The organism is Paenibacillus azoreducens (assembly GCF_021654775.1).
Taxonomy (GTDB): domain Bacteria; phylum Bacillota; class Bacilli; order Paenibacillales; family Paenibacillaceae; genus Paenibacillus_AQ; species Paenibacillus_AQ azoreducens.
Window position 1 is genome coordinate 4,856,107 of the sequence record NZ_AP025343.1, and the last position, 26,951, is coordinate 4,883,057.

The 26,951-nt window shown below is 49.8% G+C and carries 21 protein-coding genes; 9 read left to right on the forward strand and 12 right to left on the reverse strand.

Annotated features, from left to right (window positions below; translation table 11 throughout):
* Window positions 1–8 precede the first annotated feature (8 nt).
* Window positions 9–3,995 carry a type VII secretion protein EssC gene (essC, locus tag L6442_RS21375; RefSeq protein WP_212980188.1) on the reverse strand — a complete coding sequence of 1,329 codons (3,987 nt, stop codon included), beginning with the start codon at window positions 3,993–3,995 and terminating at the stop codon, window positions 9–11.
* A 70-nt stretch (window positions 3,996–4,065) separates the two neighbouring features.
* A complete protein-coding gene (locus L6442_RS21380) occupies window positions 4,066–4,398 on the reverse strand; it encodes a hypothetical protein (protein ID WP_194230407.1) in 333 nt (110 codons plus the stop codon).
* A gap of 362 nt (window positions 4,399–4,760) precedes the next feature.
* On the opposite strand from L6442_RS21380, the gene L6442_RS21385 reads away from it, so the two are divergent.
* Complete coding sequence (locus L6442_RS21385) at window positions 4,761–5,000, forward strand: hypothetical protein (protein ID WP_194230408.1); 240 nt, start codon at window positions 4,761–4,763, stop codon at window positions 4,998–5,000.
* Window positions 5,001–5,246: 246 nt separating this feature from the next.
* Here L6442_RS21385 and L6442_RS32870 read toward each other — a convergent pair whose 3' ends face one another.
* The 3 genes from L6442_RS32870 to rsgA all read right to left on the reverse strand — a co-directional run bounded on the left by L6442_RS32870 (window position 5,247) and on the right by rsgA (window position 7,209).
* Window positions 5,247–5,378 (reverse strand): hypothetical protein, encoded by a 132-nt coding sequence (locus L6442_RS32870; protein ID WP_265589731.1) that lies wholly within the window; start codon window positions 5,376–5,378, stop codon window positions 5,247–5,249.
* A gap of 92 nt (window positions 5,379–5,470) precedes the next feature.
* The gene (locus tag L6442_RS21390) at window positions 5,471–5,998 is read right to left on the reverse strand and encodes a hypothetical protein (protein WP_212980189.1); all 528 of its coding nucleotides are present in this window, start codon (window positions 5,996–5,998) and stop codon (window positions 5,471–5,473) included.
* Window positions 5,999–6,117: 119 nt separating this feature from the next.
* Window positions 6,118–7,209, reverse strand: coding sequence for a ribosome small subunit-dependent GTPase A (gene rsgA / locus L6442_RS21395; protein WP_228100913.1), 1,092 nt, complete (start codon window positions 7,207–7,209; stop codon window positions 6,118–6,120).
* A gap of 663 nt (window positions 7,210–7,872) precedes the next feature.
* Here rsgA and L6442_RS21400 point away from each other — a divergent pair.
* Together L6442_RS21400 and L6442_RS21405 are read left to right on the forward strand one after the other, a co-directional pair.
* The gene (locus tag L6442_RS21400; RefSeq protein ID WP_212980190.1) at window positions 7,873–8,868 is read left to right on the forward strand and encodes a YpdA family putative bacillithiol disulfide reductase; all 996 of its coding nucleotides are present in this window, start codon (window positions 7,873–7,875) and stop codon (window positions 8,866–8,868) included.
* 54 nt (window positions 8,869–8,922) lie between these two features.
* Window positions 8,923–9,366 (forward strand): DUF441 domain-containing protein, encoded by a 444-nt coding sequence (locus tag L6442_RS21405; RefSeq protein ID WP_212980191.1) that lies wholly within the window; start codon window positions 8,923–8,925, stop codon window positions 9,364–9,366.
* 129 nt (window positions 9,367–9,495) lie between these two features.
* On the opposite strand, the gene L6442_RS21410 is transcribed toward L6442_RS21405, so the two are convergent.
* Window positions 9,496–9,669 carry a hypothetical protein gene (locus L6442_RS21410; RefSeq protein WP_194230412.1) on the reverse strand — a complete coding sequence of 58 codons (174 nt, stop codon included), beginning with the start codon at window positions 9,667–9,669 and terminating at the stop codon, window positions 9,496–9,498.
* A gap of 322 nt (window positions 9,670–9,991) precedes the next feature.
* Between L6442_RS21410 and ytaF the strand changes: the two genes are divergently transcribed.
* Window positions 9,992–10,624 carry a sporulation membrane protein YtaF gene (gene ytaF / locus L6442_RS21415; RefSeq protein WP_194230413.1) on the forward strand — a complete coding sequence of 211 codons (633 nt, stop codon included), beginning with the start codon at window positions 9,992–9,994 and terminating at the stop codon, window positions 10,622–10,624.
* Window positions 10,625–10,934: 310 nt separating this feature from the next.
* Here ytaF and L6442_RS21420 read toward each other — a convergent pair whose 3' ends face one another.
* Complete coding sequence (locus L6442_RS21420; RefSeq protein ID WP_212980192.1) at window positions 10,935–12,683, reverse strand: ABC transporter ATP-binding protein; 1,749 nt, start codon at window positions 12,681–12,683, stop codon at window positions 10,935–10,937.
* Between the two features lie 214 nt (window positions 12,684–12,897).
* Between L6442_RS21420 and L6442_RS21425 the strand changes: the two genes are divergently transcribed.
* Entirely contained in the window at window positions 12,898–13,413 is a 516-nt protein-coding gene (locus L6442_RS21425) for an ADP-heptose synthase (RefSeq protein ID WP_194230414.1), read from the forward strand.
* A gap of 323 nt (window positions 13,414–13,736) precedes the next feature.
* On the opposite strand, the gene L6442_RS21430 is transcribed toward L6442_RS21425, so the two are convergent.
* On the reverse strand, window positions 13,737–14,201 hold the full coding sequence (locus tag L6442_RS21430; protein ID WP_194230415.1) for an NUDIX domain-containing protein: 465 nt from the start codon (window positions 14,199–14,201) through the stop codon (window positions 13,737–13,739).
* Between the two features lie 36 nt (window positions 14,202–14,237).
* The gene (locus L6442_RS21435; RefSeq protein WP_212980229.1) at window positions 14,238–14,558 is read right to left on the reverse strand and encodes a HesB/YadR/YfhF family protein; all 321 of its coding nucleotides are present in this window, start codon (window positions 14,556–14,558) and stop codon (window positions 14,238–14,240) included.
* A gap of 710 nt (window positions 14,559–15,268) precedes the next feature.
* Between L6442_RS21435 and L6442_RS21440 the strand changes: the two genes are divergently transcribed.
* The 4 genes from L6442_RS21440 (at window position 15,269) to L6442_RS21455 (ending at window position 21,542) form a co-directional block, all read left to right on the forward strand.
* Window positions 15,269–17,038 (forward strand): ABC transporter ATP-binding protein, encoded by a 1,770-nt coding sequence (locus L6442_RS21440; RefSeq protein ID WP_212980230.1) that lies wholly within the window; start codon window positions 15,269–15,271, stop codon window positions 17,036–17,038.
* Complete coding sequence (locus tag L6442_RS21445; protein ID WP_212980193.1) at window positions 17,028–19,094, forward strand: ABC transporter ATP-binding protein; 2,067 nt, start codon at window positions 17,028–17,030, stop codon at window positions 19,092–19,094. The genes L6442_RS21440 and L6442_RS21445 overlap by 11 nt, the downstream gene beginning before the upstream one ends.
* A 418-nt stretch (window positions 19,095–19,512) precedes the next feature.
* Window positions 19,513–20,511, forward strand: a complete 999-nt coding sequence (locus L6442_RS21450; RefSeq protein ID WP_212980194.1) for a Gfo/Idh/MocA family protein — start codon at window positions 19,513–19,515, stop codon at window positions 20,509–20,511.
* 86 nt (window positions 20,512–20,597) lie between these two features.
* Window positions 20,598–21,542: an aldo/keto reductase gene (locus L6442_RS21455; RefSeq protein WP_212980195.1), complete on the forward strand. Its 945-nt coding sequence runs from the start codon at window positions 20,598–20,600 to the stop codon at window positions 21,540–21,542.
* Window positions 21,543–21,692: 150 nt separating this feature from the next.
* Here L6442_RS21455 and L6442_RS21460 read toward each other — a convergent pair whose 3' ends face one another.
* The 3 genes from L6442_RS21460 to L6442_RS21470 form a co-directional block, all read right to left on the reverse strand.
* Window positions 21,693–23,534 carry a cache domain-containing sensor histidine kinase gene (locus L6442_RS21460; protein WP_212980196.1) on the reverse strand — a complete coding sequence of 614 codons (1,842 nt, stop codon included), beginning with the start codon at window positions 23,532–23,534 and terminating at the stop codon, window positions 21,693–21,695.
* Window positions 23,535–23,536: 2 nt separating this feature from the next.
* Entirely contained in the window at window positions 23,537–25,099 is a 1,563-nt protein-coding gene (locus L6442_RS21465; protein WP_212980197.1) for a response regulator, read from the reverse strand.
* A 124-nt stretch (window positions 25,100–25,223) separates the two neighbouring features.
* On the reverse strand, window positions 25,224–26,906 hold the full coding sequence (locus L6442_RS21470; RefSeq protein WP_212980198.1) for an extracellular solute-binding protein: 1,683 nt from the start codon (window positions 26,904–26,906) through the stop codon (window positions 25,224–25,226).
* Window positions 26,907–26,951 lie beyond the last annotated feature (45 nt).

Consider the following 26,951-nt stretch of genomic DNA (forward strand, 5'->3'; position numbering starts at 1 on the left):
ACCTCCCCTCAAACAACAACATGCCATCGGTCGCGAATTTCCGTGACCCAGCGATTGCCGCTCCACTCGGCGTCGAACGGCATAGCGGCTTTTACCCGGGTGAATTTGCGTTTAATATAGTACCCTTGACCCGGAGGCAGAAGTTTTAAGCCCCCCGAGGCATTTCCCGATTCCGAGAAAGGGATTCGAAAGAATGATAAATCATTAGGGTCCAAAGTCCCGAATAAAAATCCGCTTTGACATGCCTTCACATCGTTGAACCAGTCAACCCCGAACGTCGGGAAATCAGCTGGCACTCCCGAAAGCAGAACATGCACATTCCGGTCGCGACCGAGACGAACGATCGTACCCAACTGTTCTTTTATCATAAAGTCATTTAGCTGTTTAGCCAATATGTCTGCATCGTCAATCGCCAAAAGAATAGCCGGGTTCCCCTCTCCGCTGCCGCGCTGCTGTACCTGATCGTAAACGCGGCCGATCAACAGCGCAAGCTCTTCTTCTTTGGATGCGCTGCCCTGCACATGGGGAAGCTCCCTCAATTCCGCGAGCCCCCGGCTGCCATATCGGGAATCAATTGTATACATATGCAGATGGTCCGGAGAATAATGGTAAGCCAGCGACAGCATCCACGTCAGTAAAAAGGAGGTTTTCCCGCCTTCCATCGGGCTCGCTACGATAAAATGCGGTCCTTCCCGCAGATCCAGTTCAAACGGCTCCAGATCATCCGTAAACAAACCGACGGGAACCTTAAATGCCGCATTCAACCCCCGCTCCGGCCTGTAGCTTTCCGCATGAGGCATCAATTCGGGCAGCATGATCCGTTCAGGCAGCTTTTTGATCAGCGGCGCATGAACATCGGGATATCTTACGGTTATGCCCTGAATCAGACTCCGGAGCGCAAGCGAACGCTCGGCTTCGTCGTTTCCGGCCGCGGGCAGCGCGGCCTGGAATTCAAGCGGAGGGACATTCCCTTTAACCAGCCCCCGCCCCGGAGGCATGGAGCCCGGATTCCGCGCCGGCCGGCCGACGGCGTAATAATAATCCGATGGATCCGCCAATTCAAAGGTGACCGCACTCGCGATATTGCTCCGTACTTTTTCAAATATATCCGAAATGCGATTGGATGTGATCACGAAAGTGATTCCCAAGTTTCCGCCTTCACGCAATATAAACTCCAGCATTTCGTTCTCATCCGGATAAGAGTTCCGAAAATTTAAATAACCGTCAATAACGATGAGCATCTCCGGAAGGGGCCCGGCTTGCGAGCGGCGATAAGCCGCAGCCGTTTTGACGCCCGTTTCGGCGAACATTTCCTTGCGAACAGACACCGTCTTCATCAGAAAACGGAACAAGCGCTTGATCCGGTCATCTTCCTCTGCCATCATCACACCGCCGATATGCGGCAGTCCGGCAAAATCACGCATCATGCGCCCCATATCCACGATATAGCCATACCAAGCCTGAGGAGGGTAGCGCAGGGCAAGCGACATCAGCAGCGTTTGAACGAAAGTCGTTTTCCCAAGCCCCGGCATGCCGTATACCGCCCAGTGTCCCTGCTGCAACGGGATATGAAGCGGCCTTTGGCTTTGATTGGGCAGATCGTCGATGATTCCGACAAGGCCTTCGAGCTCTTCGGCAGCAGGATGAATATGTATTCCAGGCAAAACCTCCAGCTCCAGCCTATCCGGAAGCGGCGGAAGCCATGGCCCCTGCAGACGCGGGATTCCTTCTTCCTTCGCGGCTTCGGCCAGTTTGTCGATAAACACCTGAAGCTGTTTGGGCGGCTGTTCCATCTGTAAATTCGCGGCCGACATGCTGGTTGTCAGTAAATTTTCGCGTTTTCCATTTAACGCAATTTCGGTCGGAACAATCCGGCCCGGAGAATCGGTCTGCTCCACATACGGCGCGCCGCTCCATGCAAACTGCACTTCCTCGAAAAGCTCGTCGCTGCCCACCTGGAAATAACCGCGGCCCGGCTTATTGATCCAGGCGGCATTCGGTATTTTGAGCATATCCCGGCTATCGCCCTCGTCCTGTACGCGCAGGCAGATGCGGAACCTGCTGTTGCTCCATATTTTATCGTCGACGACGCCCGCGGGCTTTTGTGTCGCTAGAATCAGATGAACGCCAAGCGTACGGCCGATGGCCGCAATGCTGATCAGTTCATCCATAAATTCCGGCTGATCCTTTTTGAGCTGCGCAAACTCGTCGATAATGATCACCAAATGCGGAAGCGGCTGACCGCCCTCGCGCCGGAGCAGCTTGTAATATTCGTCAATGTGCTGTAAATTGCCGGCGTCATTTAATATTTTTTGCCGTCTGACCAGCTCCGCCTTTAATGAAACCTTGGCCCTCTCCATCAGACTGCTGCTCAGGTTGGTGATCGTCGCTACCACATGCGGCAAATGAACAAACGTATTGGACATGCCCCCGCCCTTGTAATCGATCAGCATAAAAGCCAGATCATGCGGATGGAATTCCGCGGCCAGGGAGGCGACGATCGACTGGATTACCTCGCTTTTGCCTGATCCGGTCGTCCCGGCGATCAAACCATGAGGTCCATGTCCCTGCCGTTCTATTTTATCATGAATGTTCAAATTAACGTTTTTTCCACCCGCGCGCACGCCGAACGGAACCGGAAGACTTTCAGGATATCGGTTGTTTCTCCAGCGCCGTTCAACGTCCAGATCCGCCGCCGTTTTGATGTTGAGCATTTCGAACAGAGTCAATACCTCCGGTATGTCCGATGCCAAAGAACGTTTGAGGCGTATTGGAGCCATGTAACGCGATAAAGCATCCACCTTATCCAGTCCCAGATTATCGGGTACAAAACTCATTTGCTCGAAAGTTCCATCCTCCCGTTTCAATGAATAATGTCCCTTTTCCTTGCCCACATCCACTATCAAATGGCATTGCATCGGAAGCGTTTCCTTGCGTTCCGACAAAATGATCGTGCAAGCATCGATCTCTGCGGCGTCCTCCAGCAGGAGCGGAAGCAGCGGCTCCTCTTCAATCAGCTGGCCGCTGGACAGCAGGACCACCTGCACCGGAAGCTCGACCGTTTTTTTACGCTGCTCATGACGCGCAGTTTTGCGGCGGCTCAGCCGTTGTAAAAGTTCATCCGCCAGCTGATGCGCGCTGCTGCGGCGATCCGACATGTAGCGCTGGCTCCGGTGCTCGTCCCAAGTATGCGGCAGCCATCGCATCCAGTCCCAATCTTCAGCATCCTTTTCCTCATAAAACGCGGCGAGTTTGACTTCATCCGGAGAGTGGCGCACCGCCAACTGGGCGATCATCACCCGCAGCGAATTCATGACGGCTTCCTTATCTCCGACAATCCCGATCACCTTCGCTTGGAACAGGGGCAGTGCCACGGGCGCATCCGCAACCGTTTGAAACTCGCCTGCCAGCTCTTGCGCCGCTTCGATCAGCGAATCTTTGACATAGCCTTCCGGCCGGGGCGCTTTCACCTCAATGTAAAAAGGAAGATTTCCGGTGCCAATGCGTGTATGCAGAAAATCATCATCATGAGCGGAACGTTCCCAAAGCACGCTGCTCCGGTTTTTGACAACCTGAAAACAGACATCCGGATCGCCGTGAACTTCAAAAAGAACGTCCACCTGCTCCTTATGCCCTGCAATCAGTTGTTCCCTATATTTGTCCAGTTCCTCATGATAAAGTCTGACCCGCTGCTTAAGCTGCTCTTTATATTTTTTCTTGTTCCCCAAATAGACAAAAAACGGTATCGTATAGGATGTCAGCATCATCATTACGGAAACCATTTGAAACATCATGTAACTGCTGTTGCCCGTTTTGCCGGTCAAATTCATGTATATATAAAACCCGATGCTAAAGATCGTCATAACGGCGGGAAGCAAAATCGAGATTAATGAAAAAGACGGCTTGCTCGGCTCGTTTTGAGGTTTCGGAATCTCGATACTGTCTTCCTTCAGCGTCGGCTTGATTCTTGGTGAGCGTTGATACAACACATTCATGATGCGTCAGCTCCTCCCCTTTTCCCACACATTGCTATGTATTTTGTAAATTGATAGAAACCACCCGGTGTTACTCCCCTATCCCTTCAATCGTACCATCCTGAAACAGGTTCCTTCTCCCATAGACTGGAGCCTCTTCGTCAGTCGTGGAAAAAGCGCGCTGAAGCCGCACCAGACAGCCTTCCCTCAAACCCGCTTCCGCTATATTTTGCTGGTCACGGATCGTAAACCACAGCCCGTCCGGAAATTTCCCTTCCAATATATATTGCTGACCCGCCCGCGGCGCCTCTCCATAAACCCTCATGCCCAGCATCTCTTTCAATTGAAGCACGGGATAGTCATCCGGAGCGTCTATATCAAACCAGTCTCTCTCCTGACGGCTTTTGATAACGGTAAGAATCAATATTTTACACCTCTGGTCACTTCAAAATCTATACTTCTTAAGATACAATAACTACTAAGATAATGTAACACCCATACATAATTATGTCAATTTGTGACAAAATAACTATTTTAAATCATTGAAAACAAAAAAAGAATAGGTTTATAGAACCATTTATCCAATTTGATATTCCTTATCATGAAATAAAAACCATTTTCAAGAAAAAATAATACGATGATATTCTATGTTTAGACAGCAGCTCATTCGTTATGAATCTTTGAAAAATTTTGCACAATTTAAGAAACTATAAGCTTTCTTTAAGGTATTTTTAATAATCGGGGTTTACAATGCAACTATGGAATAACACGAATGAGGTGATTTCTATGAGAATGTTAATTAATTTTCAGAACAAGCTGGTCCCAGTTTACTTTACTACCGAAAACAAACAATCCATTCAAAAAATACTTAAGCTGCTCAGCGGCACCTTGGAAAATAAAATTCAAAACGGTAAAAGAGCACTGAAACAGTGCTTAAGTTCACTGATCAGCATCGAAATCGAAGGCTCCGAAGCGATCCTTCACAGCAAAAGCGAAAACGACACTTTGGCATTGTCCCTCTATTAAGAGGGATTTTTTCTTGCCTGAAAATAGCCCCACAAAGAGTATCGGAAAGAAGTCCGACGCCTGAAAGGCGCTTTTGCGAAGCAAAAGTACTCAGTGACGAGAGTAGCCTTTGAAGCTTATTCCGATTACTTTGCGGGGACCCCGGATATATGTCAAAAAAGGAGCTTCACCTCGAAGCCCCTTGCAGTTAGCATACTTATATTATGAGCATATCCTGGTTTTCAGAGGATGCCCTGTCCTTATTGGCTAAATCCATTTCACTGCTTCCTGTGCCTTGCGGATGCGGAGTTGGAACAGCTTCAGCAAATTGGCGCGCGTGTTCGTGTTCTCTTCCATGCAGGCGTCCAGTTTTCTCAAAATAAACCGGTCAATGGACATGCCGATCATCTCCTTTTCATATCACCCAGGAATATTTTTCCTCTCCATCTTATTTACCCGTACCGCCGTTTTCGAATCATTCAGGATTGGTCTCATCGATGCAGCACGCGCTCCGCCTCCCAGGTTAACATCATCATCAAAATGTGAATGACAATGGAGGCCAGAATCAGCATGATGGCGAGAAATACAGCCAGCAGCGGAACGAACGGGGCGACCAACACCACGATAAACGTTGCGGTTGCGATAACAAAATACCATCTCCAGCGCTGGATTGCTTTGGTTTGAAATGCATGGAAACCTTTGCGACCCGCCAATTCGCTGATGCCATTACACATTTGAAATATAAGATACAGCTTCAGGAAGTAGAGCACGACGTTAAGCAGGAAGTAAAACAGCCATGATTGGGGCGGCATCCAGGTGAAAATCAACATTAGAGCCGAAAAGAAGATCAAGATTACCGACATGTTTTTCGCCTTGCGGAAATGCTCCGATTTGCCCTCCAACTTGAGGAAACCGACAAAAAATAGAACATACCCGATCACATCCGGGAGCACGTCAAAACCGTTAATGCGGATGTCGATCAAAAACAGAAACCCCCAAAACAAGTGCAAAAAGCCCATACCTCCACCTCCCGCAGCTTCCTTCATTTTATATATGGAGGAGGCAAGCCCGATTATAACCTCACTGGAAAACCCTTTCATTCAAAATATTCTATTTTTGTCCCCGCTTCCGCGCTTTCTCAGCCTTCGTCATGCATTCGTTTATTCCAATACGAAGACTTGCGACGAACCGGCTCCTTTACGGAGCGGTCCATCCGGTTCATTTTGCGCTGTGCCCGCGCTTCCTTTTTCATTTGGAACATAAGCTCCCGCTGGGTTTTACGGTAGTTTTGCAGCCTTTTTTCATCCAGTTCACCGTTCTCTACCGCCTGGCGAACCGCACAATCTGCCTCGTCCTCGTGCCGGCAATCGGCGAACCTGCAGCCTTCGGCAATCGCCTCGATATCTGTAAACACCTGTTCCAAGCCGCCGTCATCATCATACAGCTGAAGTTCCCGCATTCCCGGCGTGTCGACCATCAGGCCGCCTTGCGGCAGCAGGAACAACTCCCGATGGGTCGTTGTATGACGTCCCCGACTGTCCCCTTCGCGGATGTCCTGCGTCTTTTGGCTTGCGCTTTCCGCTATCCAATTGACAATCGTTGATTTCCCGCAACCGGATGAACCCGTGAGCGCCACCGTTACCCCATCCTTTAGATAAGCCGTTACCATCTCTTTTCCCATGTTTTCCAGCGCGCTGACCACATGTACGGGCACACCCGGCGCAATCAGCTCCATTTCCGCGGCTTTGAGGTCCGCATCATCGCATAAATCCGCTTTGCTGAGCAAAATAACCGGATTGACGCCGCTGTTCCAGGCCATAATGAGATAACGCTCCATCCTTCTTGGATTGTAGTCGTCATTAAGCGAAGTAACGAGGAACAAAATATCGACGTTAGCGGCAATAAGCTGCTCTTGCGCCGACTTCATCCCCGCCTTTTGCCTGGAGATGCTCGTTTTCCGCTCCATTACGCCATGAATAATGCCGCGCTCTTCCCCTTCAAGCCGCTGCAGCTCAACCCAATCGCCAACTGCAGGATAAGCGCCTCCGCTCTGAAGGGCATGTTTCATTTTGCCCGACATTTCGCCCCAGATCTCTCCTTCCTCTGTCATCACCTTGTACTTCTGGCCGAAATCCGCAGTGATTCTCCCCGGATTGTGAAGCCCGCGATCTTCCTTGCTCCATGCTTGGTCCCAATTGGCACTCCAGCCGTATTGCATCAATTTGTTCAAATAAAATCCCCCTAATCAGGTATTGATATATTTAGAAAACGTCTGTCGACGTACTTCCCGAGAGCCAAACCGCATTTGAGCGGTTATGTTTCTTTCGCATTCCCCATCCGTTCAATCCAACGATTCAATGCCAAAAAAACTAAAATAACCCCGGAGCAAACGGCTCCGGGGTACCATGCATGCGTGCATGCAAGCATTAAAAAACCGCGGAGAACGATGGTCTCCGCGGCATATTGAAACAGGGTTCCATCATGTCCATATCAGAACATGAGAACCTGCTTAGCCCGATGAAAGGAGACCGATTGACAATCCAAACGTACGATGGTAACAAGCAATGTTTTGTTTTTCATGTTTTATCGTCTCCTTTCCTGTCATATGCTGACATCATAACCATATGAGCAAAGCATTGTCAAGCCTTTTTTTCTCCCGATTGGAATTTCAAAGCGGATCCATTTCATAAATTTTCGATTTTGGGCAAAATAAACCGGAATTATAAGTCCAGCCAGCAAGGCGGCCTGCTGTCTAACTTAGCCCTGCCCTCTCTTCATAAAGGAATCCGCCGCCGATTTGTCATGGCTTCATCCTTGTATAATACGTGTGAATTGCGATACGATGAATGATGAATATAGAATTGCCTTAAAGAACAAGAGGAGGAAGCAAACCATGCAAGACGTTATTATTATCGGGGCCGGACCATGCGGTCTGTCAGCAGCGATTGAATGCGAACGCCGCGGCCTTTCTACACATATCATCGAAAAGCATAGTCTGGTGCATTCCATCTATTTGTACCCGACCCATATGCAGTTCTTCAGCACGGCAGAGCTGCTCGAAATCGGGGATATTCCTTTCCCTTCTCCAAATGAAAAGCCTTTCCGCTATGAAGCGTTATCCTACTATCGGAAGGTAGCGGATCATTACAATTTGTCCATCTCCCAATATGAAGAAGCTGTTTCCGTGGAAAGCCTGGCGGATCAGACCTTTATCGTACATACGGTAGACCGCTCCGGTCAGAAGCAGCGATACGAAGCACGCAATGTGGTCATTTCCACAGGATATTTTGACCATCCGAATTATATTGGCGTTCCGGGGGAAGACCTCGACAAGGTTACGCATTACTTCCGTGAAGCCCATCCTTACACAGGAATGAAGGTCGCCATCATCGGCGGCAGCAATTCGGCAGTCGACGCAGCTATGGAGCTGATTCGCGTCGGCGCGCAGATCGATATGATTTACCGCGGCGAAGAGGTATCCGAAAACATTAAACCTTGGGTTCGACCGGTATTTGAAGCGATGGTGCAAAAGGAAAAAATCGAGGTCCACGTTCAATCCACCGTAACGGAAATCCGTCAGAATAGCATTTCGATCCGCAATCATGATGGGCAGATCACCGAAATCGAGAACGATTTCGTCCTTGCCCTGACCGGATTCCGTCCTGACCGCAAGCTCCTTACATCCTGCGGAGTCGAACTTGACGGCGATATGGAGAAACCGGTATTTAATCCTGAGACCATGGAAAGCAATGTGCCGGGACTGTACGTTGCCGGGGTTATCGCTTCCGGCCGGAACGCAAACGAGGTGTTTATTGAAACCGGACGCCGGCACGGCCTGGCGATTGCAGAGCATATTTCGGCTTCGCGCCGAACCGCTCAGACGGATTGATATGCCTGGTTCGCTTGGGATTTACGATTACGGACGGATAGGAGCTGAAGCCGCATGGATATGACTTCGCTAATCCTGCTGCTGCTTGCGGCACTTGGAATCATCAGCAGCAACACTCCCATTACGGTTGCCATGATTGTTTTGCTGCTGCTTAGGGTGCTGCATTTGAATCAGGCTTTCCCCTGGCTCGAAAAATACGGCCTTACGCTCGGCATCATCATTCTGACCATCGGCGTCATGACCCCCGTAGCAAGCGGCAAAATGAGCCTGCAGATGCTCGGCGAATCCTTCTTGAACTGGAAGTCGCTGCTTGCCATCGCTATTGGGATGCTGGTAGCTTATTTAGGCGGGCGCGGCGCTTCGCTTATGGCTGCCAATCCTACGATTGTCGCCGGCTTACTGGTCGGCACCGTTCTCGGCGTAGCCTTCTTCAAAGGCGTCCCGGTTGGTCCGTTGATTGCCGCTGGCATTCTGTCGCTGCTTATCGGCAGGAGCTGACAAGCAGCTTGTCCCACCTGAAGCTCAGCTGTCGTGTCAAACGCCCATACTGCAAACCGGCGTCGATTCTTCAAATCGACGCCGGTTTGTTTTTGCTTTCACCTGGTTCGCGCGATTCTTCATTGCAATTTATATCGGTTCGTAACCGTCCTTCAGCTTTTCTTTCTTTGTTTCAGCAATATTGCCCATTGAGCGGGGAAACTCCCTATTTTCATTTATCGATTTAAAAATAAGAAACGGCAGGGCAATCACCGCAATCAATCCCAATAACAGTCCGAAAAGAAGTGCTTTCAAGTTATGCATTTCGTCTACCTCCAGCTGCTTTTTTCTACACTGTATTCGGCTGCAATAAAAAGGTGCAGGAAATGCAACAAAGCATTGAGCAAATCTCAACAATAACCGTCCAGATCATTAATATGATTCTCGGTGAAAGACAGCCGCCTAAAGCATTTCTCCCCGTCTGCCGGGAATGGGGACGGTCAGAGCAAATGCATTTTTGGCTCTGCGGAAATGAAGTGTCTTGTTGCAATATTTTCAACAATTTAAAATCGGAAAAGCACTTTTTCTCAACGCCCCTATATACTGTCGTATGAACTGAATTTGCATGAGAGAGGAGCTTTTGCACATGGTTTGGCTTATGGTCCTTGGCTTAGCGATTTCATCCAGCATCGACAATCTGGGAGTAGGGATTACTTACGGCATTCGGGGGATTCGGATACGTTTTCTATCCAATGTAGTCATATCCGTCATTTGTTTCTTATTCAGCGCGGCCGGCATCTATTTCGGTCAATGGGTCTCCAAGGTTCTTCCGGGAATTTTTCCGATACTGCTCGGGGCTTTTCTGCTTGCGATCATCGGTATTCGCATCATTTTGCTGGCGGTTCCACGCCGTCCGAAAAATGTACAGCAGCCTGAAAACGGCGAAACAACCAAGAAAGGATGGCGCGGAATACTTAAAAACCCCGAGCGGGTGGATTGGGATCAATCCGGAGACATCGGCTGGGCGGAAACCATTGTTCTCGGGATCGCCCTCTCCGCCAATGCGCTTACCAGCGGGCTCGGGGCAGGACTGCTCGGATTGCCGCCGCTTTATATCGCCATTACCGCTTCGATTGCCAGTTTCGTAACGGTGTGGCTCGGAGTTATCCTTGGCGCCAAGGTAGCCCATATCCGGATCGGCTCCTTTTCGGTCGGGCAGTTCGGTACGCTGATCAGCGGGGTTTTGCTGCTCGTTATCGCTGTGAACACATTCTTTTAAGAACGGGATTAAATAACCCCACAAAGAGTATCGGAAAGAAGTAAGGGCGCCTCTCACAGAGGGGCGCTTTTGCGAAGCAAAAGTACTGAGTGGAGCCTATGCTTCGATGCTTGTTCCAAATACTTTGCGGGGATTCCAAACAACCATAAATTCTATCATCTAAAAAACAAAAGAGGTCGGCAGGGAACAACGCAAACTTACGCGTTTCCCGCCAACCTCTTTTTTATTGATATCATTGCTCAATCCAGTTTCAAATAATAAATTCAATGGCTTGATTGGACGCTCTTCAATTGGATCGCTCTACTCCAAGTCATACTTCGAGATGCTGAACGTTAAACAATCTGGCATAGCTGCCGTCCATTGCCATCAGCTCGGCGTGAGTCCCCTGCTCGGTGATCATGCCATGTTCCATGACCACAATCTGGTCCGCATGGGTAATGGTCGATAAACGATGGGCTATAATCAGGGTCGTCCGGTTTGCGGACAACGACTGCAGCGCCTGCTGAATCAAATGTTCCGACTCCAGGTCAAGCGCCGAGGTTGCCTCATCCAGGACGAGGATATCCGGATTCTTGAGAAAGACGCGGGCAATCGCGACCCGCTGCTTTTGGCCGCCTGAAAGTTTGACGCCCCTTTCCCCTACTTCCGTCTCGTAACCTTGCGGGAGGCCTATGATAAATTCATGGGCATTGGCTGCCATCGCCGCTTTCTCAACCTCTGCATCCGTTGCTCCCGGGTTGCCTATCAGAATATTTTCCTTAACGGAACCGCTGAAAAGAAAGTTGTCCTGCAATACCATGCCGATCGAACCGCGGACACTTTCCAGCGTCAGTTTCCGCACGTCCATGCCGTTGATGGACACGCTGCCCTGCTGGATATCATAAAACCGGGGAATGAGCGAAACCAGACTGGATTTCCCGCCGCCGCTCATGCCGACAAAAGCCACGGTCTGGCCGTGCTTGATCTCCAGATTCACATCTTTTAGCACCCATTCCGCCTGGTCATTGTATTTAAACCATACTCCGTCAAACGTGATGCTTCGTGCCGGCGCATTCAGCTTCTTGGCATCCTGCGCATCAGTGATATCGTACGGCTCGTTCATGAGTTCCAGCACCCGCTCCAGTGACGCGCTGGCCTGGGTCAGCGATGTCGAGGAGTTAATCAGTCGTTTGAGCGGCGCATACAACCTGTCCAGATAACCGAAAAAGGCTACAAACGTGCCCAATGTAAGACTGTGATGAATAACCCGGTATCCGCCGTAGCCGATAACCAAAAGCGGAGCAATATCAGTTAATGTATTGATAATTGAAAATGTCAGCGCATTCCAGCGGGTCTGGGCCAGCGCTTTATTCAGGAAATTCCCGTTGATTTGTTTGAACTTTTCATGATCATGACGCTCAAGCGTAAAGCTGCGGATGACGGAGATACCTTGAATCCGTTCATGCAGGTAAGCCTGAATGCCGGCGAGAGCCTGGGAACGATCTTTGGTCAGCTTTTTCAGCCTTTTGTACAGCATCTTGACGGCGATGCCGTATAAAGGCAGAACCGCAATCGACACCAGCGTCAACACCGGATTCAAATACAGCATCGCACCCAGCACAAACAGCAGCGTAAACATATCCAGCCAGATGTTCATCATGCCGACTTCCACAATATTTTTCGTTTGCTCGACATCGTTGATAAAACGGGATATAACTTCCCCGACTTTGGTATTCTGATAATACCGCAGCGACAGACGCTGCAAATGGGCATAAAGCTTGTTCCGCATATCAAACAGAATCCGGCTGGTAATCAGCTGCGCAAAATATTGCCTTAAATATTCAACCGGTCCACGGATAACGACGAATAAAATAAGCGCTCCGCCCAGAATGAGAAACAGCCGCGATACCTGCTCCGAAACCGTCATAGCCGGATTCAGCAGCAGATCATCGACGACATATTTCAGAATCATCGGCAGCGTAAGCGGGATTCCGAATTTCACCATGCCGATGATAAGCGTTAACACGATCCATTTAGCATAAGGTTTTACGAATTGAAAATAAGCTTTCCACTGATTCAAATGATTGCTACTCCCCTTTTTCAAGTTGTACACATGCGGATAATCCGCCCGCTCTTCCCTTCCGGCGAAAGAAGCGGCCCGGTTCACCCGGTTGACATTTCCCCTTTACAATGATTAGATAATTTTAAGTTGCAAGAAAATTGAATCTTGGACCCAAAACTACTGAAACCAAAAGTCCTGCCTCAAAGTGGCATGGATCTTTAGGAGGCCCCAAATGTCAAGACAATTCGTTACGGAAGCGGTCATGCTGGCCATATACGGAGAACTGCTGCTGACTCCCGTGCCGGTTGAATATATGGTACCGTATACCAGTCTGCTTGAGCTTTATGATTTTATATCAAGCGACGAGCCATTGATGAGCAATCCCGAAGATGACCAGCACGTAAAAGAAAAAGTTCGGGAACTGATCGACTATCTCGAAGAGCCGCTGAATAAGAAAAAAATCCAGAAGGCTCTGAACATGCCATGGGCAAAAAGCTCTTACATCCTCATCGGAGAAACGACGCGGGTCACAGTCGTTAATGCGATGGACACCGCTCCATACGGCGAATTTTTCGATCCGGTCGAAACCGAACTGCTGCTCGTTTCCCAGCGGGAGCAAGTGCCGCTTCTGACGGACCAGCCTGAGCTGATCCACCGCATTATCGACGCTTCGGTGCCGGTACATGTATTTGATATCGATGACTTTCAATTCGCCGTCGAATCAGGCCCATTCTCGCACCATGTTTAAGACGGGGCCGCGGCGGTTTTTAGCAGTAAGAAAAACGTCTATCGACGTACATTCTAAGAAGACAGACCGCATTTAGCGAATGTTTTCCTTAATAAATTTTTTGGTCCCCGCAAAGTATTTGGAATAAGCATCGAAGGATAGGTTCCACTCAGTAATTTTCCTTCGCAAAAGTACCCCCCTTTGAGAGGCGCCCTTACTTCTTTCCGATACTCTTTGCGGGGTTATTTTACGATTATAGAATGACTTAAGCTCCGCTTAAAACTAATGAATTCTATAATCTTAAAAAACTCCTTTCCTGCGGAAAGGAGTTTTTTGCGGCATACCTACATTTTGAACTTTATTCCGCCATCGTTCGGGAGACGCTCCAGCAAAATCCGCGAAACGGAATCCACGGGAGGCGACGGTTCACCGAAGAAACGCAGCGCCTTGTTCACGTCTGCCTTGAAGTTCAGCTCGCTTTGCAGCCCTGCGGCTTCATACAGTGCAATCACAAAAAACTCTTCATCTTCGCCTTGGGTCACCTTTTTAAATTCCGGACCGGAAAACATGCTGAGCAGAGTCATGTCCTTTGCGGTTAGAGACGTCTCCTCCCAGAGCTCCCGGCGGGCCGCGTCTTCCAGCGACTCACCGGGTGTCAAGCTGCCGAAGGGAAGCCCCCATTCTTTTGCTCCCGCCCGCTGCTGCAGCAATATTTCCCCGGCTTTATTTTTGACCAGAATGGCTACCTGAACGGTAATTTTGGACTTTTTCTTGATATACTGGCGGAAATCCCGATTCAAATGAGACAAGCTTCTCCTCCTTTACGCAAACTTCTTCTCTTCTCATTACCCGGCGTTTGAAGTCGTATTCTCGGTGTTCTCTTCATAAATATATTCAATATCATCCTGGGATTCCAGGTAATGAACAACCAGGTCATAACCGCTCAAATACCAGCCGTCCTGCTCTTCCATAAAAAAGACGATCCCTTCCCGTTCTTCCTTAAGCAGCGGCCGATCCGGCGCTTCTACCGAGATCCCGAGGGAGAAGCCGGGATGGAGTCCCCCTCCCGAACTGTAACGGGGAAAGAAGCGCAATGCGCTGCCGCTTTGCAGCCCCAGTTCCCTGATGTACCATTTTGCCGCGTCATTACTGATCCGGAGTTTCATGAGCTTCATTCCCTTCATTCTTTTTTTGCGATATTCATGCCTACATACAATATATCATAACATTAAGTACCTGATTCCTGAAAATATAAATTGACAGAGTTGTGATGGCGGTGATAAAATTCTCAGCATACGAGGTTGAAATTCAATTTATTACCAAGGAAAGGGTGAGCAACATGTTTAATATGATTGATGCGCATCAACTGCAAATGACAATTAAATATTTGCGCAGCCCTGCTGGTGGAACCGACTTTTGAGATTTGGAAACGAATTTCAGGGAGTCATTGAATAATTTCGCCATTCTTTCAGGCATGGTTGCGACTTTAACCGTGCACATGATACTGGATAGGATTGCCAGGCATATCGTCCGTATACGGATGATATGCCTTTTCTGTTCTGGGGCCCCCGCAAAGTAATCGGAGTCAACTTCGAAGGCCACACGTCACTCAGTACTTTTGCTCCGCAAAAGCGCCCCTCTTCGAGAGGCGTCGGACGTCTTTCCGATACTCTCAGTACTTTTGCTCCGCAAAAGCGCCCCTCTTCGAGAGGCGTCGGACGTCTTTCCGATACTCTCAGTACTTTTGCTCCGCAAAAGCGCCCCTCTTCGAGAGGCGTCGGACGTCTTTCCGATACTCTTTGTGGGGTAATTTTATTTCTTTGCACTCCATAGTGACTTGCCGGCAGTGACTTAAGCATGAGAGGAAGTGAAAGATTTGTTTTCCGTTCTTAAAAACCTGGGTTGGTTTTTTCGCCAGGAAAAGAAACGTTATTTGATCGGTTTGTTTATGCTGATCATTTGCGGCGTCGGCGAGCTGTTTCCGCCGAGGCTGCTTGGAGCTGCGATCGATGAAATTGTCCGCGGTTCGATTACCTTGGCTTCGCTTGCGAAGTACATCGTTCTTATGGTCGTGACTGTGGCACTGATTTATATTTTCACGTACATATGGATGCACAAGTTGTTTGGCGGAGCCAATCTCGTGGAACGTATCCTGCGTTCCCGCTACATGAACCATCTGCTGCGCATGACTCCCCCGTTCTTTGAACGGAACCGCACAGGCGACCTGATGGCCCGGGCGACCAATGACCTTCGCGCCGTAGCCAACACCGCCGGATTCGGCATGCTGGTGATGACCGATTCGACAGCTTATCTGCTCGTAATCCTGTTCGCCATGGGATTTTTGATCAGCTGGAAGCTGACGCTTGCGGCTATTCTTCCGCTGCCGTTCATTGCGCTGGCCATGAAAATCTACGGCAAGATGGTTCATGAACGTTATACGGAAGCGCAGGACGCTTTTGGCGACATGAATGACCAGGTGCTGGAATCGGTGGCCGGTGTGCGCGTCATCCGCGCTTATGTGCAGGAAAGATCGGATGAAGGCCGTTTTCGGGACATCGCTGCCGATGTGTACCGTAAAAATATGCGCGTTGCCAAAATGGACGCTCTCTTCGAACCTACGATCCGCCTATGCGTTGGTCTCAGCTATGTCATCGGTCTGGCTTTTGGCATTTACCTCGTATTCAAAAACCAAATCACTCTGGGCGATCTCGTATCCTTTAATATGTACCTGGGGATGATGATTTGGCCGATGTTCGCCATCGGCGAGCTGATTAACGTCATGCAGCGCGGCAGCGCTTCTTTGGATCGCGTTGAAGAAACCTTGTCGGTCGCTCCCGATGTGCAGGATGTTCCCCATCCTTCACATGTTGACTCGCCGGAGTCGATCAAATTCCGGAATGTCACCTTCCGTTACCCCACCTCTACGGTGGATAATCTGAAGCATGTCGATTTGACGCTCCGCCGCGGGCAAACCCTTGGCGTTGTCGGACGTACGGGAAGCGGCAAATCCACGCTTCTTAAACAGCTGCTGCATGAGTACCCGACGGGTACCGGCGAAATCCTGATTTCGGATACCCCGATCGAACTGATTGCCAAGCAGCAGCTGCACGGTTGGATTGGATACGTGCCGCAGGAGCAAATCCTGTTCTCCAAGTCCGTCCGCGAAAACATCCAGTTTGGCAAACACCAGGCGGATGATGAAACGATTATGGAAGCGATCGCTACGGCCGCATTCGATAAAGACCTGCATACGCTCTCCGACGGACTCGACACTCTTGTCGGCGAAAAAGGCGTTTCCCTCTCCGGCGGACAAAAGCAGCGCGTATCGTTGGCGCGAGCCTTTATATCCGATCCTGAAATTCTGATTCTGGATGACGCCCTTTCGGCGGTTGACGCCCGCACGGAAGCACGGATTGTCGAAAATATCCGCAACCAGCGCTCCGGCAAAACGACGCTGATTTCGACCCATCGTCTTTCCGCCATTGAACATGCCGACTGGATTGTCGTATTGGACGACGGAGACATCATCGAAGAAGGAACCCACAGCGAGCTTCTGGCTAGAGGGGGATGGTACCGCGAGCAGTATGAACGCCAGCAGGTCGAAAACAATTTGACTAACGAGGAGGAAGCATCTCATGACTCCTAATCCCGGAACGGGAAGGCGATTATTACAATATGCCCTGACCGCAAAAGGCATCTTCATCGCCGCCTTTATCGCCCTCGCTATCGGCGTCGGGGCGGAGCTGGCCGGGCCGTTTATCGCCAAAACGATGATCGATGATCATATGCTGGGCATTGAACGCCCCTATTACGAAACGACGGCGGCTTCTCAAGCCGCCGAATATAAAGGACATTATTACAAACGGGAAGACCGCTTCGCGCCTGGCGAGACGAAAGGCGCCGAAATACGGGTGCTGCAGTCCGGCCGCAGTTTTTATATCATCAACCAGCCGGTGGCGTCAACGCAAGGCGAACGCAGCTTCGAGAACGGCCGGATGAAGATTAAATACGGCGATAAAATATCGCAGTATCCGGCCGAAAAGCTGTCCGCCGCCGAGCTGTTTTCCTTTTATAAACCCGAAATTCCCAGCATCATGAAGCTGGTCGGATTATACGGCATTTTCCTGCTCATCAGCATCCTAACGGAATTCGGAAAAACTTACTGGCTTCAGTCTTCAGCCAATAAAGTCATACAAAAGCTGCGCAACGATGTGTATGCGCATATGCAGCGTTTGCCGGTTTATTTCTTCGATACGCTGCCTGCGGGGAAAGTCGTGTCCAGAATAACCAATGACACGGAAGCGGTCAAGGATCTGTTCGTGGCTGTACTGGCCAACTTCAGCTCCGGCGTCATTTATATCACTGGCGTTTATATTGCCCTCTTCCTGCTGGATGTGCGGCTGGGGCTGATCTGCCTGTTCGTCATTCCGCTCCTGATCGCCTGGATCATTTTGTACCGGAAGCTCGCTACCAAATACAATACGGTCATCCGGAGCCGTCTGAGCGAAATCAACGCCATTATTAACGAATCGATCCAAGGCATGGCCATTATCCGCATCTTCCGGCGCCAGAAGCAAACGCGTGATGAATTCGAAGCTCTGAACGATGATTATATGAAGCATCAAAACAAAATGCTGAATTTGAACGCTTTTACATCACATAATCTGGTTAACGTATTGCGCAATGTATCCTTTGTGGTCGTGCTCGCCTACTTCGGCTTCGGTTCCCTTTCGGGCGGAACAGCCGTGTCGATCGGCGTGCTGTATGCGTTCGTGGATGTTCTCGGCCGCCTGTTCCAGCCGATTACCGGCATGGTGAACCAGCTGGCAGCGCTCGACTCCTCCATGGTGTCAGCCGGCCGCGTCTTCGCGCTGATGGATGAACCCGGCGAGGACGTTACGGACGGCACGATGCCCCGTTACAAAGGAAATGTCGAGTTTAAAAACGTGTCTTTTGCATATAAAAAAGAAAACTACGTGCTGAAAAATATCAATTTCGAAGCGATGCAGGGGCAAACCGTCGCGCTGGTAGGCCACACGGGTTCGGGCAAAAGCTCGATCATCAATCTCCTGTTCCGTTTTTACGATCCGCAAAAGGGTACCATTACCATTGACGGGCAGGACGTCAAAGATCTGCCCAAACAATGGATCCGCCAGCATATGGGAATCGTACTGCAGGACCCTTACCTGTTTACCGGAACCATCGCTTCCAATGTAAGCCTCGGCGATGAGAAAATATCACGCAAGCAAATCGAAAAAGCGCTGCGCGATGTCGGTGCCGAACGTATTTTGGCCCATCTGCCGAAAGGCTTCGATGAACCGGTCGTCGAAAAGGGAAGCACCTTGTCCGCAGGCCAGCGGCAGCTGATTTCCTTCGCCCGCGCGCTTGCCTATGACCCGGCCATATTGATCCTTGACGAGGCTACGGCGAATATCGATACGGAAACGGAAAGTTTGATCCAATCGGCGCTGGAAGTGCTCAAAAAAGGCCGGACAACGTTTATTATCGCGCATCGGCTGTCAACGATCCGCAGCGCGGACCAGATCCTTGTCCTGCACCGCGGAGAAGTCGTCGAGCGCGGTACGCATGATGATCTTATGCAGTTGGGCGGGCGCTACTTCCAAATGTATCAGCTTCAGCAAGGAGGAGCCCCGGCAAACGACGGCACGCAAGCCAAGCCGGCTGCCCCTTCGCTCGCGTAAAACCGATACGCCCAGCGACCCTCAAGTGCATCGGCAATAACAGCAAGATACCCGCGGGGGAAAGCTCATTGAAGCCTTCCGCGGGTTTTATTTTTCATCTTGCAGATCTTATTCGTTGTTCAAGCAGCTATTGCTATTTCTTGATCATTCGATGCCGGTATCAGGTAATAAAAGTGAATTTATAACCGCATGTCTGCTCCCCGCTGACAATATAATGATATCGAATGATATGATGTTCATTGCAAATCGGATCATTTATAATCACAATATAGCAATAGCAATATTTTTCCTAATGCTGCAGTTCCCGCCATACCTTGACCGCTTTAACCTATCGTTTATCCCCACCCATCATGGAATCATTCAACTTTGCCGCTTTTCGAAAAATCTAATCGTAAACACGAAGGAGATGATGAAGCCGATGAGCCAAAAATTAAAATGGGGTATCCTCGGTTGCGCGAGCATTGCCAGAAGATCCGTCATTCCCGGCATACAGCAGTCGGAGTTGAATGAAGTTGCCGCCGTCGCAAGCCGCGATATCGGCAAAGCCGAACAAACGGCGGATGAGCTGAACATTCCCCTTGCTTATGGAAGTTATGAGGATATGCTTGCAGACCCCGCAATCGACGTCATATACATTCCCCTTCCTAACCATCTCCATAAGGAATGGACGATTCTTGCCGCCGAAGCCGGCAAACATATTTTATGCGAGAAACCTCTCGCATTAAACGAGGCAGAAGCGGCAGAAATGGCTGAAGCCGCCGCTAAGAATGGCGTATATTTGGCGGAAGCGTTTATGTACCGTTATCATCCGCGCTACGACCGGATCAAGGAACTCATCCATACCGGCGCCATCGGAGACATTCGGGGGATTCGAAGCGCTTTTACCTTCAATAATGCGGGGGATAAAGGAAATGTCCGCTACAAAAAAGAATGGGGAGGCGGCTCGATTTATGATATAGGCTGTTATCCCATCAGCGCCGCACGTTTGCTGCTCGATCAAGAGCCGGTTGCCGTTACGGTCCAAGCCTTTTTCTCCGAGGAGCATGGCGGCGTCGATATGATGGCTTCCGGCCTGATCGAATTCGATGGTCCGGCTGCCCTTACCTTTGACTGCGGAATGTGGACGGCGTTCCGGAACCCGCTTGAGATCGTCGGGACGGAGGGCATCATTGAAGTTCCTTCCGCTTTCGTTACGCCAAGTGCCGGCACCGGAAACTTCTATTTGATCACAGGCGGTGAGCGTCAAGAGATTGAAGTCCCCCATCTCAATGCATACTCGCTGCAAGCGGACCATCTGGCCGATGCCATCATAAACGGAAGCCCGCTCCGTTTCGAGCCGGCGGATGCCGTTCGGAATATGCGGGTCATCGACGCCTGCCTGCTGTCGGCCAGAGAACGCATCAGGGTAACATTGTAACAAAAATCAAAACGTAAACCTTCAAGAATGCTTTGGCTTATCTCATATTTCTATCATGCGGAAGCGCAGATTCAAGGAGGAAATCCATGGAATATCTATCCGTGCAAGGCGTAAAAAAACCTGTGTCCCGGCTTATGAAAGGTACGGACTACTTTTTTCACCGCAGCTATGAGAAAGCCGCTGCGAATATGGATGCTTTTCTGGCCGGAGGCGGCAATTCTTTAGATACGGCGCATATTTATTGCGGGGGCGAAAGCGAGGAAGTCATCGGGCGCTACATGAAGGAACGGAATAACCGGGATCAATGGGTGATCCTGACCAAAGGCGCCCATCACGACCAGCATGGCCCGCGTGTCGACGAGGAGTCGATCCGCCATGACATCACAACGAGCCTGGCGCGCCTGCAAACCGATTTTATCGACATGTACGCGCTCCACCGCGATGACCCTTCCGTGCCTGCGGGCGAGGTTATCGAAATCTTAAACGAATATGTCAAATCCGGAATCGTCGGCGCGATCGGCGTGTCCAATTGGACTTGGAAGCGGATTCAGGAAGCCAATGATTACGCGGACGACAAAGGTCTGTCGGGCTTCACCTTCAGCAGTCCTAACTTGAGCCTGGCCAAAGCAAACGAACCGTTCTGGCCGGGCTGTGTCTCAGCGGATGATGAAACCTGCGCCTGGCATGAAAGCAAGCAATTCCCGCTGTTCTCCTGGTCTTCCCAGGCAAGAGGTTTTTTTACCGGCAGATTTACGCCTGAAATCCGCGATAATGCCGACCTGGTCAGAGTCTTTTACAATGACGACAACTGGGAAAGGCTTGAGCGGGCGAAACGGCTGGCGACAAAGCGCGGCGTCACGGTGATCCAGATTGCGCTCGCATACGTCCTGAATCAACCGTTTCCGACCTGTGCCCTCATCGGCGCCCAATCCGCCGACGAGCTTCATTCCTGCCTAGAAGGCTCGCGTATCAGGCTCACCCGTGAGGAACTGGACTGGCTGGATCTTTCCTCGGATTCCCAAAAGGGCTGAGCCGCATTTCTTCACGGATTCCGCTTACTGCTGCACGAAAATACAAGGCCCAACATGACGGAACGCCCCGTCATCCCGGAATATCCATCCGGGGTGACGGGGCCGTCCTTTTATTGTCGATATCGGCTTATCTCTCAAATATCCCAAACATTATCCGGTCCATCTCGTATCCGGCGGCTCGGTAGATTGCTGCTGCTGGACATGCCGGAGCGGAATCCGGATGCGGACCGTTGTCCCGATACCTAGCCTGCTGAACAGCTGCACTCCGTATTCCTTGCCGAAATACAGCTTGATGCGTTCGTTTACGTTGCGGATTCCGTATCCCCTGCCTCTGCCGGAGCTGCGCACCGCCCCGGCGGAATCCATGGCGGAGTTGACCTGTTGCAGCGTATCCTTGCTCATGCCGTTGCCATCGTCCATAATTTCGAATTCGATCGAATCGGTCTCCGCATCGTGCCATCCGCTGACCCGGATATAAATCCGGTCTCCACGCCAAGCATGCTGCAGAGCATTTTCCAAAAACGGCTGCAAAATCAGCTTTACGGTCACAAACTTCACGATTTGCGGCTCAATTTGAAATTCGACCTCCATCCGTTCCCCGTACTTCACCTTTTGAATGTCCAGGTAAGCTTGCGTTTGCTCCAGTTCTTTATGGATGGCGATAATCGTCTGCCCTTCATTCAGGGACAAACGGTAAAATTTCGCCAGATTCATCACCATCTGATGCTGCTTGTCCACTTGTCCGAACTTGGCCAACCGGCTGATCGAAGACAGCGTATTATACAGGAAATGCGGATTGATTTGCGCCTGCAGCGTCTCCAGCTCGGCTTCTTTTTTCTTCAGGTTCGTCGCGTATACTTCTTTGATCAAATGCTCCGTTTGCTCGCCCAGCTTATTCAGCGAAGCCGCGATCATCGTAAATTCATCATTGCCTTTGTAATGGAACCGTTTGTGGAAATCCCCCTGCTGAAACAGATTTAATATCGAAACCACTTTGGATACCCGCTTGGAAAAAAACCGCGATACGCCTAAAGCCACCAACGAAATGACCACGAAACTGGCCAAACAAATCACGAGCGTCAGCAAGTTGACCCTCCGGGTTTCATGCTGAATGATCGTATCAGGCACCAGCGCCGTCAGTTTCCAATTCAGTTTGGGCACTTGTTCGCCGAGCACCGTAAACCGCGACGTATCCATCAGCCTGTAATCGGAATGCAAATCCGGGACATGATCGCCGGAACCATAAACAATCCGGTTGTCCTCATCCAGAATAAGCAGCATGCTGCCGCTGCCGATTTTGCGCGTATCTACGCTTTCGAATATTTCGGACAGATATACGCTGATCCGCATAAATCCGATCGTCTCGAGCTTGGTCGGGTTCCGCGTATCTACCAGTCTGCGCAGCAAAGAGATTCTGCCGAACCTGCTGTCATCCTCCACCTGCTGCCATATAACCGTTTTCCCATAATCCTCTTGCGGGAACTGCTTATACCAAGGTTTGTTCTCAATTCGCCGTAAATGAAACAGCTCCCAGTGTTTCCCTTTGGCAAGAACATCTGTATCCGGTTCATCATTGTTATAGATTTCCGGCAGCGTTTCATTTTTCAAATACACGCTTAACCAAATTTTCCGGTTGGTCGAATCCACCGTTTGCCGAAATTTAGGAATGAGCATCTTTTTTGTGGTCTGGTAGCTGACCCAACCTTCTTCATATCTCATAATTTCAAGCGGCATATTCTCGTCAAAATAAAGGATATCCGACAGACGCTGGGTATCAGCAAGCTTGTAGTTGATGTTGTCGCGGATTTGTGCCAAAGTTCCGCTCAGATTGGAATTCATCTGCTTTTCGTACATATCTAACAGGATCGTATTGGCCATATATCCAAAAATAAAAATCGGAACCATAATCAGAACCAAATAGGAGATGAACAGCTTCATGCCAAATGGCAAAAACATTTTCTTGCTCAGGCCAGTTCGGTTGTCATTGTCCATATTTACATCTTTCTCCTGAATTCGCCCGGAGTCATTCCGAACACCTCTTTGAATTGGCGGCTAAAATACGGCATGTAGCGGTACCCTACCCGATCCGCCACTTCATAAATTTTAATCCGCGGGTCCTTCAGCAGCTCTCCCGCCTTTTCCATCCGCAACTGGATGACATATTCGCTAAAATTCGTGCCTGTAACCTCTTTAAACAACATGCCTAAATAGTTGGGGGAAAAGGACAGATGATCGGCTACTTCCTTTAACGTGATATTATCATGGATCTGCTGCTTGACGTAACGGATCATTTCCTCAACGATCTTCGCGCTTTTCTTTTGTTTTTTATTTTGGATGATTTCGGCGGCGCTGAACAACCTGTATCTTAACCACGAACGGATGTCATCCAATGTTTCATACTGCAGCATGATATCGGGTTTGCTTAATCCATCATGCTGAAGTGCCTGGAACATATTGTCGCTGATCGATTTGAGCTGGCCCTCCAGCCTCATCCAAATATCCAAAACAAAAAACTGGATCTGTACCTTTGACCTCATCCCGGCGGCCACCGTAAACAGCTGGTCCACTTCATCGCTGATTTTGACCAGGTCGTAATGAAGAACAGCGTTCACAAGCGGTTCAAGCGGTAGTTCCGTCGTTTGTGTTTCCGTCTCGCCCTCGAACTCCAGCCGGCTGTGGTCAATAACCTTGCCCTTACCGACAATCAGTTTATACTCCAGTGCGGTAAGAGCCTCGCTGTAGGATTCGCGCAGCTTAAGCAGATGATCCGCTTTGCACCCCAGGCCAACGGTTACGGAGAACGGATGCAGCTCGTGCAGGCGCTGAATTACCGATTCAAGATTCTGCTCATTCATTCCGTTTTCGATTAATAAAAATATCCGTTGTTTGGAGGTTCTGCAAATATGCTCAATGCCTTCGGCCTTAAATACTGTTTGCGCCGATTCGTAAAACCGGTTTATCCAATCCTGCTTCAAATGTTCGGGCAGAGGGTCCAGTTTCCAGGCCCAATCGTCGATTTCGAGCGCAGCGGCGCGGATCGGCCAATTCACATGTTTCAATCCGTAATTTTCCAATAAAATTGAAGCCGTCTCTTCCGAGATTATTCCCTCAAGCAGCAGCAGCAGATATTCATTTTTGGCAATTTGCCTGTATGCCTGCTCAGTTCGCTCGCGCTGTTTTTCAAGATCAAGCTCTTTGACCACTTTTTTTAAAGCTTCAATCAGTTCCATATCGTCCATCGGCTTCAAGACATAACTGTACGCATTTAGCGATAACGCCTGCTTTACATAATTAAAATCCTGGTATCCGCTCACAAAAATCACTTTGATGCGCCCGTACAATTCTTTGGCCTTCTTGACGAGTTCAAGTCCGGTCATGCTGGGCATATGTACGTCCGTAACCAGGACATCGATCTTTTCTCTTTCCATGACATTCATCGCTTCGAAGCCATTATTGACGGCACCCACGACCTCCATGCCCAGCTCATTCCAAGGTATGAAGGTCCGCATCCCCTCCAAATCGAGGATTTCATCATCGACAATTAAAGTTTTATACATGAAATCATCTCCTGACCTCAAAAATGTGAATTGCCAATGTACATGGATTTCGCCGCATAAACGCATGAGCCGCCCCTAGGGACGGCTTGCATGCTTGGTTTCATAACAATTATACCATTTTTTTCTATTTCGCGCCGATCTTTTTCAAGTTCTCCTGCCATCTTTCGGTTTTAAACGCCAGCAGTTTATCGTAACCTACGGCCATTGCGTCTTTTTCCGCTTTATCCAAAATGGCCAGCACTTCTTCATCGCTTTGCGCGTACAATGCTTTGGCTCTTGCTTCAGAGTAAACCTCATCTACGCTTTGCTGGATAATGCCTTCTTCGGAATCCGGCATCGGGTTCAGGTTGACGAATGCCGTTGCGTTATATTGCGTTTTCCAAGTGATTTCCGATTGATAACGGCTTTCCCAGTTTTGTTTTTCCGGCGGGAGCGTCTTTTCGAATTTCATTTTGGATTTGTCGATATAGACCGTGTTGCCGTTCCACTGCAGGTTAACCGTTGCGTCCATAATTTTCGCGCGTCTTTCAATGTCGTTCGTATACGTATCCGTAAAGATTGGATATCCCTCTTCGTCCGTTCCTTTCCAGAGGATTCCTTCCGGTCCCCACATAATAACGCGGCTTCCTTCCTCGCCTGTCAGCCAGTCAAGGAATGCGAAGATTTTCTCAGGGTCTTTGGCCGACTTGGTAATCAAAGCGACGTTCCAGCCGAGCTGATTGTAGCTGCCCGTCCAAATCTTGTTTTTGTCCAGGCCTTCCTTATGCACCGGCCAGATCATTTCATAACCGGCGGTCGGATCTTTTTTCTTCAGCTCCACATCGCCTTTGCTTCCGTATTCGGTCGGGCTGGCGGCGGCGGCGATCGCAAACCGTCCCGTATATGCTTTTTCGAGCACCTGGTCTTTCGTTTGCGTCAGCGCGTCTTGCGCCATCAGCTTCTCGCGGAACAGCTTCGATGCAAACTGCATCGACTCGCGGAATGCCGAATCCTGGAAAATCGAAGTCAATTTATCGCCATTCGGTATCGCTCTTTCTCTTAAGAATACCGGAGGATGGTCTTCGCCAAATGCGCTGTAAAGAACATCGAGTCCTTGTCCGTCCTTGGCCAAATCCGGTTCAAACGGCACGACATTCGGATATTTGGCCTTTACGGCCTTCAAATAGTTGTATAAATCATCGGTTGTTTCAAGCTTCGGCGAGCCAAGCTCTTTATACATTTTACTATTCATCAGGTAACCCGCATTGCCTGCCGGCTGGGAAGTATACCAGTTCGGGAACTGATAAAGCTTGCCGTCGCTTGAGCGAAGCATGTTCAGCGTGGAATCGCCTGCCCATTTTTTCAAATTCGGATATTTATCCAAATACTCGTCGTATGATACCAGCATCCCTGCCGCGCGCAGCCGTTCGACATCGGTGCCGCGGTCCGTCCAAATCACGTCCGGAAGCTCTTTCGAAGCAATCATCGTGTTCAATTTTTGGGCTGCATTCCCCCCGGAATTGACGGCCGTAATATTCACCTTCTTGTTTTCCTTAATCCACTTGCTCGCTTCATCAGCGCCCCATGACGGCATCGTATACCAGTCGTAATGGCCGTAGAAGGTGAAATCAAGAGGTTCGCTGCCCAGCTCGAATTTGGAACCGGAGCCTTCTTTGTTTTCCGCTTTTTCTTCTGCTTTCACGTTATTGTTATTTGTCTCCCCGGCTGTTTTGTTCTCTTCTGTTTTACTGCCACAACCCGAAAGCGCGGCGGCCGTTGTACACAAGAAGACCAGTGTCACAATCAGCGATCGTCTCCAACTTTTCATCCAATCTAACCCCTTTTCCCTTAAATTTCGATCTATGTCAGAATT